This is a genomic window from Syntrophales bacterium, from assembly GCA_030655775.1.
Taxonomy (GTDB): Bacteria; Desulfobacterota; Syntrophia; order Syntrophales; family JADFWA01; genus JAUSPI01.
Window position 1 is genome coordinate 22,948 of the sequence record JAUSPI010000228.1, and the last position, 16,448, is coordinate 39,395.

At 44.6% G+C, this 16,448-nt stretch carries 14 protein-coding genes; 4 read left to right on the top strand and 10 right to left on the bottom strand.

The features are described 5' to 3' along the window. Positions 1 to 226: 226 nt before the first annotated feature. From Q7J27_12635 to tatB, 10 genes are all read right to left on the bottom strand, one after another. Positions 227 to 841, bottom strand: coding sequence for an HAD family hydrolase (locus Q7J27_12635; GenBank protein MDO9529985.1), 615 nt, complete (start codon positions 839 to 841; stop codon positions 227 to 229). Positions 842 to 845: 4 nt separating this feature from the next. Then, positions 846 to 2,507, bottom strand: a complete 1,662-nt coding sequence (gene ilvD / locus Q7J27_12640; protein ID MDO9529986.1) for a dihydroxy-acid dehydratase — start codon at positions 2,505 to 2,507, stop codon at positions 846 to 848. 206 nt (positions 2,508 to 2,713) lie between these two features. Then, positions 2,714 to 3,769 carry a ketol-acid reductoisomerase gene (gene ilvC / locus Q7J27_12645; GenBank protein MDO9529987.1) on the bottom strand — a complete coding sequence of 352 codons (1,056 nt, stop codon included), beginning with the start codon at positions 3,767 to 3,769 and terminating at the stop codon, positions 2,714 to 2,716. Positions 3,770 to 3,787: 18 nt separating this feature from the next. Then, on the bottom strand, positions 3,788 to 4,261 hold the full coding sequence (ilvN, locus tag Q7J27_12650; protein MDO9529988.1) for an acetolactate synthase small subunit: 474 nt from the start codon (positions 4,259 to 4,261) through the stop codon (positions 3,788 to 3,790). Between the two features lie 22 nt (positions 4,262 to 4,283). Next, on the bottom strand, positions 4,284 to 5,987 hold the full coding sequence (ilvB, locus tag Q7J27_12655) for a biosynthetic-type acetolactate synthase large subunit (GenBank protein MDO9529989.1): 1,704 nt from the start codon (positions 5,985 to 5,987) through the stop codon (positions 4,284 to 4,286). Positions 5,988 to 6,407: 420 nt separating this feature from the next. After that, positions 6,408 to 6,893 carry an acetolactate synthase small subunit gene (gene ilvN / locus Q7J27_12660; GenBank protein MDO9529990.1) on the bottom strand — a complete coding sequence of 162 codons (486 nt, stop codon included), beginning with the start codon at positions 6,891 to 6,893 and terminating at the stop codon, positions 6,408 to 6,410. A gap of 40 nt (positions 6,894 to 6,933) precedes the next feature. After that, positions 6,934 to 8,670: a biosynthetic-type acetolactate synthase large subunit gene (ilvB, locus tag Q7J27_12665; GenBank protein ID MDO9529991.1), complete on the bottom strand. Its 1,737-nt coding sequence runs from the start codon at positions 8,668 to 8,670 to the stop codon at positions 6,934 to 6,936. A 209-nt stretch (positions 8,671 to 8,879) separates the two neighbouring features. Further along, positions 8,880 to 11,294 carry a PBP1A family penicillin-binding protein gene (locus Q7J27_12670; protein ID MDO9529992.1) on the bottom strand — a complete coding sequence of 805 codons (2,415 nt, stop codon included), beginning with the start codon at positions 11,292 to 11,294 and terminating at the stop codon, positions 8,880 to 8,882. Further along, the gene (tatC, locus tag Q7J27_12675; protein MDO9529993.1) at positions 11,294 to 12,037 is read right to left on the bottom strand and encodes a twin-arginine translocase subunit TatC; all 744 of its coding nucleotides are present in this window, start codon (positions 12,035 to 12,037) and stop codon (positions 11,294 to 11,296) included. The genes Q7J27_12670 and tatC overlap by 1 nt, the downstream gene beginning before the upstream one ends. A 155-nt stretch (positions 12,038 to 12,192) precedes the next feature. Beyond that, positions 12,193 to 12,510, bottom strand: coding sequence for a Sec-independent protein translocase protein TatB (gene tatB / locus Q7J27_12680; GenBank protein ID MDO9529994.1), 318 nt, complete (start codon positions 12,508 to 12,510; stop codon positions 12,193 to 12,195). Positions 12,511 to 12,734: 224 nt separating this feature from the next. On the opposite strand from tatB, the gene Q7J27_12685 reads away from it, so the two are divergent. From Q7J27_12685 to Q7J27_12700, 4 genes are all read left to right on the top strand, one after another. Then, entirely contained in the window at positions 12,735 to 13,790 is a 1,056-nt protein-coding gene (locus tag Q7J27_12685; GenBank protein MDO9529995.1) for a histone deacetylase, read from the top strand. A gap of 315 nt (positions 13,791 to 14,105) precedes the next feature. Next, positions 14,106 to 14,390 carry an Asp-tRNA(Asn)/Glu-tRNA(Gln) amidotransferase subunit GatC gene (gene gatC, locus Q7J27_12690; GenBank protein ID MDO9529996.1) on the top strand — a complete coding sequence of 95 codons (285 nt, stop codon included), beginning with the start codon at positions 14,106 to 14,108 and terminating at the stop codon, positions 14,388 to 14,390. A 114-nt stretch (positions 14,391 to 14,504) separates the two neighbouring features. After that, positions 14,505 to 15,968 carry an Asp-tRNA(Asn)/Glu-tRNA(Gln) amidotransferase subunit GatA gene (gene gatA / locus Q7J27_12695; GenBank protein MDO9529997.1) on the top strand — a complete coding sequence of 488 codons (1,464 nt, stop codon included), beginning with the start codon at positions 14,505 to 14,507 and terminating at the stop codon, positions 15,966 to 15,968. Further along, on the top strand, positions 15,968 to 16,448 hold a 481-nt coding region (locus Q7J27_12700), incomplete at its 3' end, for an Asp-tRNA(Asn)/Glu-tRNA(Gln) amidotransferase GatCAB subunit B (protein ID MDO9529998.1). The genes gatA and Q7J27_12700, both read left to right, overlap by 1 nt.

The window sequence follows — 16,448 nt, forward strand, 5'->3', positions numbered from 1 at the left end:
GTCAATGGTTACAGTTCACCACAAACCACGGGCTTTTTAGCCCTGGCTGCCGCTGCTATTGCTGTTTGACGAATAATGTCTGTGAACTTCATAATCTTTCCCATTTCAAAAATATAGATATATGTTATAAAACAATTTAATGATTGTCAAGTCCTTTTATTCTTTGCAGTTTTGATTTATCGAAACTCCGAAAGCTTGCTGCTGGGAATACGAGCACGGTGCATTTTTAAATTTGCAAGAGCTTCTCGGGAGTATCAATAATATAATCCGGGCTGGTTGATTTCAGTTTCTCCCTTGAGTGCCATCCCCATGTCACCGCGACAGTTTTAACCCTGGCCTCTTTTCCTTCTTTGATATCCCCCGCTGTATCTCCTATGTAATAGGTTTTTTCCTTTGCAACCTTTAACGTATTCATCGACTGGATAATCTTTTCGCTCTTGCTGAATGTGTGTTCATATCCCATAACATCTTGAAAATAATGGTCAAACTTGTACTTTGAGAGCATCAGATTTATGGCATAGTTTGAGTTGGATGAAACAATTAGCAGAAAGTTATCTTTCTTGAGTTTTGCGAGGACGGGTGCCAGATTATAATGTGGGAAAACCTTGTCATAATTCAATGTCGGAGCGATAATCGCCGACATTTTAATAAATTCTTCAACATTAACTCCCTTCTTGCGGATGGAGTCGTAAAAGTTTTCCTCAAAAAGCGCCATAAAATCGGAACGATTCCTTATCAGTGGACATCCGATTTTTTCCAGACATAGATTAACAGCTTTTTCATATAGTTCTAACGAGTCGACAACAACTCCGTCAAAGTCGAAGAGGAAGAGTTTTTTCATTACGCTATTCTTTAAAGATAGCCCCGGTATTTGCTGATGTGACCAGTTTGGCATACCTGCCGAGATACCCGCTCTTCATTGCTGGTGGTTTCGGTTTAAAAGACTTTTTTCTTTTATCTATTTCTTCCTGGCTTATTTTAAGGGTAATCTTTTTCTTTGGGATATCTATCGCAATAATATCACCTTCTTCTACCAGGCCTATGGGACCACTCTCGGCCGCTTCCGGAGAGATATGCCCTATGGCAGCACCCCGTGTGCCCCCGCTGAATCTACCGTCGGTAATGAGTGCCACCGATTTATCGAGACCCATGCCGACAATTGCCGATGTGGGGGAAAGCATCTCCCTCATTCCGGGGCCACCTTTCGGCCCTTCGTAGCGGATAACGACAACATCTCCGGGCCGGATGTCCCCATCGAGAATAGCTTTAATACTTTCTTCTTCTGAATCAAAGACGCGGGCGGTACCCTCGTTTACCAGCATGTCCGGTGCAACGGCCGATTGTTTGACTACGCATCCATCCGGAGCCAGGTTGCCTCTGAGGATCGCAATTCCCCCGACTTTTGCGTACGGGTCTTCAACGGATCGGATTACTTCGTAATCGATAACTGTAACGCCTTCTAAGTTTTCTTTCACCGTTTTTCCTGTGACCGTCATACATTCGAGATTGATGGCGCCTGTTTTGCTTATCTCCTTCATGACGCTCTGAATACCACCTGCCATGTCAAGATCCTCAAGGTGATGAGGACCTGCGGGGCTTAGGTAACAGATGTTGGGAGTTTTCTCACTGATTTCATTGAACAGGTCGATGTCCAGCTTTATACCCGCCTCGTGAGCGATGGCAGGAATATGGAGAACTGTGTTGGTAGAACAGCCGAGCGCCATATCCATTACAATTGCATTTTTGAAGGCATCAAGCGTTGCAATATCTCTCGGTTTGATATCTTTTTTTACAAGATTCATGATTTCCATCCCGGCGGTCTTTGCGAGACGTCTGCGGGCGGCCTGTACGGCTGGGATCGTACCATTCCCGGGAAGACCCAAACCAAGCGCTTCTGTAATGCAGTTCATCGAATTCGCCGTAAACATTCCGGCACATGAGCCACAACCGGGACATGCACAGTCTTCCAGTGCCTTTAATTCAGTTTCGGTCATCTTGCCTGATTTTACTTTCCCTACACCCTCGAATACGCTAACCAGGTCAACCGTTTTACCTGCCAGGTTGCCGGCCATCATAGGGCCTCCGCTTACAAATATAGATGGGATATTCAAACGGAGTGCTGCCATCAGCATACCGGGTATAATCTTATCGCAGTTGGGAACCATTACAAGACCATCGAAGGGATGGGCCATCGCCATAATCTCAACAGAATCGGCAATCAGCTCCCTGCTGGCAAGGGAATATTTCATTCCTGTGTGGCCCATGGCGATACCGTCACATACACCAATTGTGGAAAATTCTACAGGTGTTCCCCCAGCCATGTATATGCCCGCCTTTACAGCTTCGACAATCATGTCGAGATGGACATGACCGGGCACGATCTCATTGGCGGAGTTGGCAATACCGATCAGCGGTCGTGAGAGTTCCTCATCAGTATATCCCATAGCCTTGAACAGAGACCGATGCGGTGCCCTTTCCATGCCTTTTTTGATCAGATCACTTCTCATAGATTCCTCCTTGATGTCCCATTCGGGGAGTGAGAGAAAAGCCCTCGCCTTTAAGCGAAGGCTTTAGTTTGATTTTGTATGTTATGGTAGAGGCACAAAGTGGCAAAGGCACAGAGGCACAAAGAAAAGATAAAAGAAATATCACTTTGTGCCCTTGCAGCTATGTGCCTTTGTGCCTCGAACTATCGGCTTTAGCCGATAGCAGGTCACTTTTTACGTTTTTCCGGTCTGAGCGCACGAACTGCAGCCCCGGCTTTCCACATTTCGGAATTCCGTATCTCCCCCAGTTCTTTTTGAAGCCCTTTCATGTAATCGGGTCTGCTGTTTGCTTCGAGCACTACCCTTGTTTCTTCACCGGAAACCACCCTATCGTAAAGTTCGTCAAAGACAGGAGCTACGGCATCCCTGAACTTCGGTTTCCAGTCAAGTGCTCCACGCTGTGCCGTGGTACTGCAGTTGGCATACATCCAGTCCATCCCATTTTCGCCTACCAGGCGTATCAGGCTCTGGGTAAGTTCTTCAACTGTTTCATTAAATGCTTCACTCGGACTATGACCGTGTTTTCTTAATAAATTATACTGGGCTTCCATGATACCTGCCAGACATCCCATCAGTACGCCTCGCTCACCGGTCAAGTCGCTGTGTACCTCTTTTTCAAAGGTTGTCGGAAAGAGATATCCTGACCCTACAGCTATTCCCATAGCCAGAGTTCTCTCTTCGGCTCTTCCGGTATAATCTTGATGAATAGCATAACTGGAATTTATCCCGCTACCCTCAAGGAAATTAGACCTTACTGTGGTCCCGGAACCTTTGGGAGCCACCATAATTACGTCAATATTGTCCTGAGGAATAACTTTCGTCTGATCTTTGTATACGATGGAAAAACCGTGAGAAAAATAGAGGGCATCGCCTTCTTTTAAAAGGCCCTTGATCTTCGGCCACACAGCCATCTGTGCTGCATCGGAAATCAACATTGCGACAATAGTTCCTCTTTCTGCTGCTTCTTCCAGAGAAAAAAGGGTCTCTCCCGGTTTAAAACCGTCATTTATCGCTTTGTCCCAGAATACTTTGTCTTGTTCCCACTGTCCCACAATGACATTTATGCCGTTATCTTTCATATTCAGGGCCTGTGCAGGACCTTGAACGCCATATCCAAGGACGGCAATTGTTTCATTCGCCAAGACATCCCTTGCTTTTTCCAGGGAAAACTCTTCTGAAGTAACTACTTCTTCTATGCTACCACCAAAATCAATCGTTGCCATGTTATCACTCCTTTGTTTTTATAGTGCTAAGATTCCTGATCTGCTCAGATCTTCTATACCAAGTCGTTCAAGTCGTTTCAAGATATTCTTGACTTCGTTTTTATTTCCTGTTGCTTCTAGGACACAATGATTCGCTTCCAGGGTGATTAACCTGCAATTATAGTCTTTTATGATCTCCATTACCTTGCCTCTGTTCTCATTCGTTAGTTTCACTTTAACCAGTATCATTTCTCTTTGAAGAGACGATTTTTCTTTTAAATGAGAAACCTCAAGGATATCAACCAGTTTTTTTGTCTGGTTTTTGATTTTTGTGACTGTTGCCGTATCACCTCTTGTTACAATAATAATTTTCGTAATTTCGGGATTCATCGTTATGTTTGCACTGATGCTCTCTATATTAAAGCTCCGTGCGCTAAATACTCCTGCAATCCTTGCAAGAACATCCGGTTTGTTATTAACCAGAAATGTAATTGTCTGATCCTTCCTCTCCATGGCATCATTTTCCTTTCTTGTATTATGACAATTCTTCTTTTTTCAGTTTCGTTTCGCTCAGGGAGGTGCCTGGTTTTACCATGGGGAAGACACCTTCTTCCCGCTCAACATGGAAATCCATTACGACTGTATTCGGAATATTCAAGCCTTTTTTTAGCGTGGGTTCTACTTCTTCCGGTTTCGTGGCTCTCAAACCGACAGCTCCATAAGCTTCTGCCAGTTTCACAAAGTCCGGAATCTGACTTATATCACTGTGGGAATATCGCTTTTCATAGAACAGTTCCTGCCACTGGCGTACCATGCCGAGGTACCCGTTATTCAGAATTACAATCTTAACGGGAAGTTTATAGTTTACGGCAGTAGCCAGTTCCTGAATGTTCATCTGTATGCTTCCGTCCCCGGCGATATCAACGACCGTTTTATCAGGGAATGCAACCTGCGCGCCTATGGCAGCGGGGAAACCATAACCCATGGTACCGAGTCCTCCCGAAGAGAGAAAGGTATTAGGGTAATCGAAATGGTAATACAGAGCTGACCACATCTGGTTTTGTCCTACTTCGGTTGCTATGATGGCCTCTCCCTTAGTGAGCTTATACAGTGTTTCAATGACTTTCTGAGGCTTGATTTTGTCACCTTCAGAGTAGGAGGTTAAGGGTGCATACGCTTTCCATTCTGCTATCTGATCAAGCCATTTTTTGTTTTCTTCCTCGTTGACGGCAAAATGGTCTTGGTCTAACGACTGGTTCATCTCCTGTAGTGCGGATTTGGCGTCACTTATAATCGGTATGTCTGCGAGGACATTTTTATTGATTGAAGCGGCATCTATATCAATATGAATAATCTTTGCATTTGATGCAAATGTGGAAGTTTTCCCCGTAACACGGTCAGAGAAGCGAGTTCCGATAGTTATCATAAGATCACAGTTACATATTGCCATGTTCGCATAATAGGTGCCGTGCATACCCGGCATACCGAGCCATAGAGGATGAGTTCCGGGAAAAGCGCCAAGACCCATCAAAGTTGCGGTGACAGGAATTTTGGTTTTTTCAGCGAATTCTTTCAGTTCATTAGTTGCTCTTCCAAGTATAATTCCACCTCCTACCAGCAGAAGGGGCCTCTTAGCTTTCTTTATAAGTTCCAGGGCCTGTTGAAGCTGTTTAGCGTCAGGAAGATATTTAGGTTCGGTGAAACTTAATTTTAAAGAATTAGATTCCTTATATTCTGTTTCGGACTGCATGATGTCTTTGGGAAGATCTACCAGCACTGGCCCAGGACGTCCTGACCTGGCGATGTAAAATGCTTCTTTGATCGTTTTTGCCAGATCTTCAATATTTCTAACCAGGAAATTATGCTTTGTACAGGGTCTTGTAATTCCCGTGATGTCGGCCTCCTGGAATGCATCGGTACCGATGGTTGGTGACGTAACCTGTCCGGTAAATATAACCATAGGTACGGAGTCCATATAAGCTGTGGCGATACCGGTTACCGTATTTGTGGCTCCCGGTCCGGAAGTAACGAGACAAACGCCCACTTTACCTGATGATCTGGCATAGCCATCTGCTGCATGCGCCGCACCCTGTTCGTGACGGACCAGTATATGAGGAAAATTTTCTTTATAGATCTGGTCGTAAATGTCGAGGACAGCGCCACCAGGGAACCCGAAGATTATTTCTACTCCTTCTTCACGCAAGGTCTTTGTGAAAATTTGAGGTCCTTTTAACTTCATCTGAATATCTCCTTTGGGTTTAGGATATTAAAAAACCGTTACCAGAGCTGGCAACGGTTTTTTTAAATAAAGTATCATGAAAAGATCAAACCATCACCCAGTCTCCATATAGAAGGGTATAATTATGCCTATAATTATAACGGCACTTTTAATATTGGTAATGGCACCTTCGATCTTTTTCATCTTTTATATCAATCCTAAAAATAGTCCGTTATCTATCTCACAAAAAAAATCATATTGTCAAGAGAAATATTTGGCAAGTTTGTAAAAAGTCGGATTTCGTTCCTCTCTGTCATTCCCGCGTAGGCGGGAATCCAGTTATTGTAAGGTGTTATAGACTCCCGCCTGCGCGGGAGTGACAAGATTTGGACTTTTTACGAGACCATCATATTTGGAATTTTGATATTATTCTATGCCACGCTATTTATCCTTCTGCAAAGCGATTACTCCTGTTCTGGCAATTTCTTCGATACCCAATGGTGCAAAATAATTGAGAACCGTCTCTATTTTTTCTTTATTATCGACGACTTCAAGAATATAGTAATCAGATTTCATCGAGATAATCTTACACCCAAATATATCAACCGCTCGCGCTATTTCAGCTCTGTGTTCCTGCTGTAGTTTTATTCCGATCAATATCAATTCTCTCTGTACAGACTGTATTTGACCCAGCTCGGTGACCTCGACAACATCAACCAGTTTCTCCAACTGCTTTTTCGTTCTTTCGGTGGAATCAGAATTCGATTTACTAACCAGGGTGATTTTTGAAATTTCAGGATCGGTTGTTGCTGCCACACAGAGGCTCTCTATATTGTAGCCGAGTCTCCCGAATACACCGGCAACACGTGATAGTACACCAGGCTTATTATTAACCAGCATTGATATTAGATGTTCTTCACCGTTCATCTCTTGATTCCCCTTTTTGTTTTTGTATCTAAATGGTCCACTAATCTGACCTTCTATATATCATCTCTATGTTCGATAGACCGGGCGGTATAAGCGGAAAAACATATGTGTCAGGATCTACCATTACCTCTAATAAATAAGGTCCATCTGTTTTACGCATCTTTTCGATACCGGACTCAGGGTCGTTCACCGAAACCCTCCCGGCGTCGATTCCGAATCCCTTGGCGACCATTACCATGTCAACTTTGTTTCCGAGTTCACAGGCATTAAACCGGGCGCCATAGAATAAATCCTGGAGCTGGCGTATCATGCCAAGATTACCATTATTGAAGACAACAATCTTTACAGGAAGGTTATAATAGCTTATTGTTGCTAATTCCTGGATGTTCATATAGAAACCACCATCTCCTGAAAATGCTACCACTTCCTGGTTCTGGACTCCTATTTTTGCACCTATTGCCGCCGGGACACTGAATCCCATGGTACCCATCCCCCCGCAGGTGATCAGGCCGCGGGGCGTTTTAGGTTGCCAGGAACGAACGGTCCATATCTGATTTAACCCCACATCGGCGACCGCAGTCGTTTTTTCCGGCATAACGTCCTGAATCATACTGATAAGTTTTCCGGCAGGGCCGCATCCTTCGCGGGACCCTCTTTTTTCGGACAGCTCTCTTTCTTTATTAATTCTTTGAAACCACTCAGGCCTTTCCTTTTTTTCTACCAGTGGAATCATTTCGGTTATTGCTTCACGAATATCGCTGATCAACTGAAGATCCACCTTTATATTTTTGCCGATTGAAGTCGGATCAATGTCAATCTGGGCAATGGTAGCAAGGGGAGCAAATTCCTCTATGTTCGACGTGCTCCGATCACTGAAGCGGGTTCCTACTGCCAGGATAAAATCCGAGTGGTGGATGGTGCTGTTAGCCAACTCGTTACCATGTGTTCCTATGAAGCCAAGGTTGAAACCGTTTGAGGAATCGATGGATCCAATACCCATCATGGTTGTTACGAAGGGGATTCGACCTTTTTTAATCAGCTCGCTCAGTTGGGTACAGGCTTTGCCCAGTTTCACACCGCCGCCGATTATGATGATCGGCCTTTCTGCCCTGTTTAAATACGTGGCAATTTGCTTTATCTGTTCAAGCTTTTCTTTGGGACTGGTATGTTGCTTCTTTGATCTTTGTCCGTTATTGCTTTTGCTGTCCAGTTTGCAACTTGCAGTCAGGACATCTCTCGGCATGTCTACGAGAACCGGTCCCGGCCTGCCGCTTCTTGCAAGTTCAAAAGCCTCTTTTAAAGTGGACTCCACTTCTTCTACATCATTTAACAAGAAGCTGTGTTTTGTTATGGGCATGGTAATGCCGATAATATCCGTTTCCTGAAAGGCATCGCTTCCCAGAAGATTTGTGGTTACCTGGCCGGTGAGGGCGATCAACGGTGTCGAATCCATATAGGCGGTGGCTATACCGGTAACCATGTTGGTGGCACCTGGACCCGAGGTGGAAAGACAAACCCCAACCTTGCCCGTAGCTCTGGCATAGCCGTCTGCAGCATGAGCAGCAGCCTGCTCGTGCCTCATAAGGTAATGTTTGATAGGAGACTCCATTAAACGATCATGAATGGGTAGGGTATTTGCTCCTGGATATCCAAAGATTACCTCGGTTCCCTCTTCTTTTAGGGTTTGTAAGATTATTTCAGCTCCTGTTTTTTCCATTTTATACCTGCCTATCTTAATAAAAAAGCCGCACTTCTCAAGAATTGCGGCTTTCTGCATAAAAAGCCGCGGACCTTTGTGGGGTCCGCGGCTTTTTTCCTTTTAATACTTTACAAGAGTCAAGCAGCGGTCCCCGTAACTACTACTACGAGTACACTTACTACAGTAACTGTTACGGCCAAAAGCTGATGGACCATTAGTATATCTCCTTTTCCTTTAAAACGATTTTATTATCTGACACAAAGAAAATCTCTTGTCAATCTAATTTTTTATTGTCCCGACAATTTTTTTTCATTCCAACTTTGTGTGTCCAGGTCGTATTTAAAAAATTCTTCCTTCTCATGCGTGCTCTCTTCTGGTGCATATTCAGTAGGGGCGGTCCCCTCAAGGAAACATGTAAAAACGGATTTTTTCGAATCAGGTTTTGCCAGGAGGCCTGTTTGGGGATCTATCCTGACGAATATAACTCCCTCAGGAACAGGGAAGAACTCAACAGGCATCTCTTCAAGAATCTTTTTCATAAAATAGAGCCAGATAGGGCTTGCTGCTCTGGAACCGGTTTCATATTTTCCCAATGGGATCTCTTCGTCAAAACCGATCCATACTCCGCATGCAAGGGAAGGCGTAAATCCGATGAACCAGGCATCCTTCAGGTCGTTCGTTGTTCCCGTCTTGCCTGCGACCGGCCGTTTGAGGGCCTTCACCCTCCATCCCGTACCGTTTTGAACTACATCCTGAAGGATGTTGGTTGTGATGCATGTAATTCTGGGATCTATGACTTGTTCCGTTTTGGGCTGGTTTTCTTCAAAGACATGACCGGTTCTATCAACAATTTTTTTGATGTAATACGGTTCTACCTTTCCCCCCTGGTTTGCTAAGACACCGTATGTACTGACCATTTCCAAAAGAGTTACTCCTGAGGTTCCCAGGGCCATTGAGAGATCTCTTGTAAGGGGGGATTTTATCCCCATATTGACGGCATAGTCTGCGGCGTAATTTATTCCTATATCCTTGAGAGTTTTTATCGTTACGAGGTTTCTTGAATGAACAAGAGCAGTTCTCAAGGTTGTAGGTCCATAAAATTTCTCTTCATAATTTTGTGGTTTCCAGAGGCTGTCTTTTAGTGTGTCTTTAAATATAATAGGAGAATCCATAATGGTGGTAGAAGGTGTCAACCCTTTGTCAAAGGCAGCTGTATAGATAAAGGGTTTAAACGCAGAACCAGGCTGCCTTTTTGACTGAGTCGCTCGATTGAACTCACTTTTATCGAAGTTCCTTCCTCCTACCATGGCCTTTATTTCTCCTGTTTTCACATCCATACAGAGAAGTGATCCCTGCACGATGGGCTCCTGTTCCAAGGCCAGTTTCAAGTGAGGTTCTTCGGTTTCTGATATTTCGATAACTCTTGCTTCCACTAAGTCACCGACATTGAGGACATCCGCAGGATTTCTGATGTTGACGCTGCCTGAAGCCACATCCGGATCCGGTATCCTTGCCCAGGACATGTACTTTAAGGCCATGGAGCCGTTATATTCGCCGACCCTTAATCGTACAATCTTTTGCTTGCTGTCAATACCTACTACGAGAGCCTTTATGATGCGGTCTTTTTCTGCCTTTTCATCCATTTTGCTCAGGAAGGAATCAAATTCCTCCATCGGTATTCTCTGTAGAGGACCTCTGTATCCCTGTCGCTTGTCTAATTCCCGTAAGCCCCTGTCCACCGCTGTCCGGGCGGCCTTTTGCATCTCTATATTCAGAGTAGTGTAGACCTCAAGCCCTTCTCGATAAAGAACATTGCTTCCGTACTTGGTCTGAATGTACCGGCGGATATTTTCGGTAAAGTAGGGTGCTATCTTCTCCTCTTGTTTCGATTGTTTGAGTTCTAAGGGGGCTTTCAGTGCCTGCTCCTTTTCTTCTTCAGTGATATATTCTGCTTCGGCCATTCTACTCAGGACGTAGGCCTGCCGCTGGAGTGCTCTCTTGGGGTGGTAGAAAGGAGAATACCTGCTGGGCGCCTTGGGGAGACCGGCTAAAAGAGCTGCTTCAGAAAGGGTGAGATCCCGTGCACTTTTTCTGAAATATCTTTGCGATGCGGCCTCTATTCCGTATGTGCCATGTCCCAGATAGATGTGGTTAAGGTAGAGATTCAAAATTTCATACTTTTTAAGATATTTGTCTATTCTGTATGCTAAAATTGCCTCTTTGAATTTTCTAATATAACTTTTTTTAGGGGAGAGGAAGAGTGATTTAGCGACTTGCTGTGTTATTGTGCTTCCGCCCTGCACGATTTTTCCGGCTTCTACATTTCTGAAAAAAGCCCTAATTATACCATGTAGATCTATGCCCTCGTGCTGGAAAAATCGCGCATCTTCCGCAGCAACAAAGGCCTGAATAACGACTTTGGGAGTCTGTGTTATAGAGATAACCTTTCTATCCTCCAGGTAGAATTCGTCTATCAGTTTATCATCGTCGGAATAAACCCTGGTGATTATACTTGGTCTGTAATCCTTGAGAGAGGCGATGCTCGGCAAGTCTCTTATTGCGACATATAAAAATCCGCTTCCAGCCAGAGCAAGGATGATTAAAAGGAATAATATTCCCCGAAGAGTTTTCCTGGAAATAAAACCCTTTTTGCCATCGCTCCCCTTTTTTATACTTTTGAGAGAGAGTTTTTCTCCGGCCATTATACTTTGTTCTTGGCCTCCTTTTTTTCTGACAATTTTACGACCCAGATGCTTATTTCGTACAGCAGCATTACCGGGATGGCCATCATTATCTGGGTGACAATATCAGGAGGGGTAAGCACTGCGGCAACAATGAAGGCAATTAGTATGGCATATTTTCTCTTGGCGGACAATGTTCTGGAGTTTACGAGGCCTATCCGGGCCATGAAAAACATGAAGATGGGGAGTTCGAAGATGATGCCGAATGCGAGGAGAAGCTTACACGAAAATGAGAGGAATTCCTTTAAGGTAAGCATCGGTTTGATAAAATCCGTAGCAAAACCGACAAAGAATTTAAACCCGAAAGGGAAAACAACAAAATATGCAAAGAGAGATCCCCCAACAAAGAAGATGGTGGAGAAAAGGACAAACGGGAAAGCGTATTTTTTCTCTGAGACGTAAAGTCCCGGAGATATAAATTTCCATATCTGATACAGGACAAATGGGCTGGCGAGAAATAATCCTCCGAAGAAGGATACCTTAAGATACGTAAAGAATGCCTCAGGGAGACTCGTAAATATCATGGAACTGTTTTCGGGGAGTGTGGCAATAAGAGGCAAAGTAAGAATCTTGAAGAGCCATTCCTTAAAGGTAAAGCATATTAGAAAAGAGACACCTACCGCGATGAAACTGTATATGAGTCTTTTTCTCAGCTCTTCCAGATGGGAAGTGACAGGCTGTTTTTCTTCTGTAGTATTGTCCATTTATAATATTCCATACGGGTACTGGGAGGGATTCCTTTACCCACAGGTAAAGACTTTAGTTTAAATTTGCATGTAAAGAGAGAGGCACAAAGTAACAAAGGCACAGAGGCACAAAGAAAAAACAAGAAATTTAATGTCACTTTGTGCCTTTGTAACTATGTGTCTTTGTGCCTCTCTTTGTTGTCTTTTTCGGATGAGAGTGGTTTTTCGTCATTTTTACCGTGTACAAGTGAATCCTTTATATCATCTATTTCATCCTTGATTTCATCTACATTCAAAGTTTCTTTAACATCGTTTGTGGCCCTTCGGAATTCGGACAAGCCTTTCCCCAGAGCTTTAGCAATATCGGGCAGTTTTTTCGGACCTATAATGATTAATGCCACAACGAGAATGACTATAAGCTCAGGCATGCCAATACCGAACATGATACTATCCTCTGTTATTGAGTTTCGAGTTTCGAGTTTCGAGTTCAAAGTTCAAAGTTCAAAGTTCTGAGTTTCGTGCCTCGATTTGAACTCAGAACTCAAAACCTTGAACTCGGAACTTTGAGTTAAGGAATATATATGGTTTTGAATGTTTGTCAATGGTTTTTACAACACCTGGTTGTTTCTAAAACTTTTTGATTTTTACAGTGTTGTGTGGTAGAAACCTCAAACAGTATCCATCTACTTTACGTTAAGAAATATGGAGGTGACAGATGTCTTTAAAAACAGGAATTGTGAAAGATTATAAATACCTAAGACATGAGACTGGTTCTTATCATCCGGAATCGCCTGAAAGACTGGAAGGAATGTACGAAATGATCGAGGCTCCGGATATGAAAGGGAAATTTATCGAAATAGAACCTCGCCATGCTACTCATGAAGAAATAGGGATGATCCATCAGTCTTCTTATATAGACTTGGTTGCCAGTACAGCCGGTAAGGCTCATACGTCACTTGATCCAGATACATCTACATCACCGGAATCATACGATGTAGCAAAGTTGGCTGTAGGGGGGATGTGTAATGCCATAGACAGTGTTGTTAAGGGAGAAGTGGACAACGCCTTTGCCTTTGTAAGGCCTCCGGGGCACCATGCGGAGGCGAACAGAGCAGCCGGTTTCTGTATATTTAACAATGTTGCCATCGGTGCTTTGCATGCGATAAAGAATCACAATATGGAGAAGGTGCTCATTATTGACTGGGATCTGCACCATGGAAACGGTACACAGCACTCCTTCTATGATGATCCTCGAATTTTGTATTTCTCGACACACCAATACCCATTCTATCCTGGTACGGGTGGTGTTCAGGAGATAGGTAATGGAAAAGGAGAGGGATACACAATAAATGTTCCACTAAGAAGTGGGCCGGGGGACAGTGAATATCTAAAGATTTTCAGACAGATTCTTCAGCCGGTCGCCATTGAGTTTAATCCTGATATAGTCATGCTTTCGGCTGGATTTGACATCTATTACAAGGATCCCCTGGGTGGAATGAAGGTTTCTCCTGGTGGTTTCGGTGAGATGACACGGGTCCTTATGGATATTGCCGATCGTTGCTGTGGTGGAAAATTTGTTGTAATTCTTGAAGGTGGTTATCATATCGCCGGCATTGCTGAATCGGCAAGGGTGGTGCTTAATGAGATGTGCGGAGAAACTTGTGTAACCGAGGAGGAGCTGGCAAAAACAGCAGGGGATGCCAGCAGCTCAATAGACACGGTTATTGAAACGGTTATTGGGCAGATCAAGCCGTTTTGGCCGGTGTTCTGATATTTAACAAATAACTGTAGCATAGGGTTTTAGCCCTGCCGATTAAATGACAGCCCTGAAGGGCTGCACACTACAATGACCGGAAGCGCATCCCGCATGTCCCGCCTTGTAGGCGGAGCAGGGGGCGCAATAGAAAACAAACATATTCCTTACCGGGAAGTCCCGCCCTGTGGGCAGGGAGCTTCACATTCCCAAATTGATTTTACGCAGTACTGTAAGGTCTCCCCGATCCCCGATCAAAGTTGGGGATGGTCGGGGACAGGCTTAGCACTACACGAACGACGGCAAAACTCGAAATTTAAAATTGGAGGGTTTATGATAACGAAGGAAGAGGTGGGCCATGTGGCACATCTGGCAAGACTTCATTTTAACGAGGTGGAGCAGGAAAAATTTACATCTCAGCTCAATGACATACTGATGTACATTGATAGGTTAAATAAGGTCGACACCCCTGACATTCAGCCAACGACACATGCGATCTCTTTGAACAATGCCTTCAGGGATGATGTGGTTAAGGAATCTCTTGGCCGTGACCTTGCACTGACCAATGCCCCCGATGAAAAGGAGAGCTGCTTCAGGGTGCCGAAGGTTATAGAATAGGAATATCTGGGTTCTGGGTTAAGAGTTTTGAGTTCAGAGTTCTGGGTTCAGAGTCGAACTTGAAACTTTGAACTTTGAACTCGGAACTCGGAACTCAATCTAACAGGAGATGATGTGGAATTAAACCGGTTAACAATTCATGAATTACAGGAGATGATAAAAGCGGGGAAGACTACCTCTTCCGCTATAGTTGAGTCAGCTTGTAACAGGATAGATGCAGTTGAGGATAAGGTTAATTCTTATATTACACTCCTTAGTGATTCGGCACTGAAGGAAGCAGAAGAAGCCGATGAAGAGATAAAAAAGGGAAACATAAAAGTCCTCACCGGAATACCCATCGCGGTGAAGGATATTATGTGTACTAAAGGTGTGAGGACGACCTGTGGATCAAAAATACTTCACAACTATATCCCTCCCTATGATTCTACGGTGGTAAAGAAGTTGAGGGAAGCCGGCGCCATATTTATTGGCAAGACTAATATGGATGAATTTGCCATGGGTTCGTCGACAGAGACCTCTTACTTCGGTATCACCAGAAATCCCTGGGATCTCGAGAGGATACCGGGAGGTTCCAGCGGTGGTTCCGCTGCCGCCGTTGCCGCCGATGAATGTATTGCCTCTCTCGGTTCCGATACCGGGGGATCTATCAGGCAGCCGGCTGCGATGTGCGGTGTGGTCGGGTTTAAGCCGACTTACGGGAGAGTCTCACGTTTCGGGCTGATAGCTTTCGCATCGTCGCTTGATCAGATTGGCCCCTTCACGAAGGATGTTGAAGACTGTGCCATATTGATGAACGTGATCGCCGGGTATGACCCGATGGATTCCACGTCTGTTCCGATGGAAGTTCCCGATTACAGGAAATATATTGCAAAGGGAATAGATGGCTGGACTATCGGGATACCAAAGGAATATTTTATTGAGGGGATTGATCCCGAGGTGTCTGATGCCGTCAAGGGCGCGATGGGGGTCATGGAGAAACTCGGGGCACAATGCATAGAGGTTTCCCTGCCCCATTCGGAATATTGCGTTGCCGTTTATTATGTTGTTGCCCCTGCAGAGGCTAGTTCAAACCTTGCGCGCTACGACGGGGTGAGATACGGTTTACGGTCAGAGTTCAAAGAGGGGGATGGCCTTTTGGAGATGTACAAAAAAACCCGTTCTGAAGGCTTTGGTGCAGAGGTAAAAAGGAGAATAATGATCGGCACTTACGCCCTTTCCTCCGGCTACTACGATGCCTATTACAAAAAGGCGTCTCAGGTGAGGACGTTGATCAAGAGGGATTTTGAGGAGGCATTCCGAAAATGCGATGTTGTTCTTACCCCCACAGTTCCTGCCCCGGCTTTCAAAATCGGGGAGAAGACGGATGATCCTCTGCAAATGTATCTTTCTGATATATTTACGTTATCAGCCAACCTTGCCGGAATTCCCGGGATTTCTGTCCCCTGTGGTTATACGAAAAGTGGTCTTCCAATAGGGCTTCAGCTTCTGGCCGGCCATTTTGAAGAAGGAAAATTGATTCAGGCGGCCTCTGCTTACGAGAAACATTCGAAAATAGAAATCAGGAGACCGGAAATATAATGGGATACGAAGTTGTTATAGGGCTCGAAGTTCATGCCCAGCTCCTCACCAACACGAAGATATTTTGCGGTTGTTCCACCAAATTCGGGGCGGCTCCCAACAGTCACACCTGCCCGATATGTATCGGTATGCCCGGGGTTCTTCCGGTCATGAACAGAAAGGTGGTGGAATATACAATAAGGATGGCCCTGGCGATCCACTGCCGTATCAACGGGGAAAACAGTTTTGCCAGGAAGAACTATTTTTATCCCGACCTCCCCAAGGGATACCAGATTTCCCAGTATGCCTATCCGCTTGCAGAAGACGGATATGTAGACGTAGAGACGAATGGCGAAAAAAAGAGGATAGGTGTTACAAGAATTCATATGGAGGAGGATGCGGGAAAACTTATCCACGATGAAAACAACCCCTCGAGTTATGTAGATCTTAACAGGGCAGGAGTTCCCCTTATAGAGATTGTCAGTGAACCCGATATGAGAA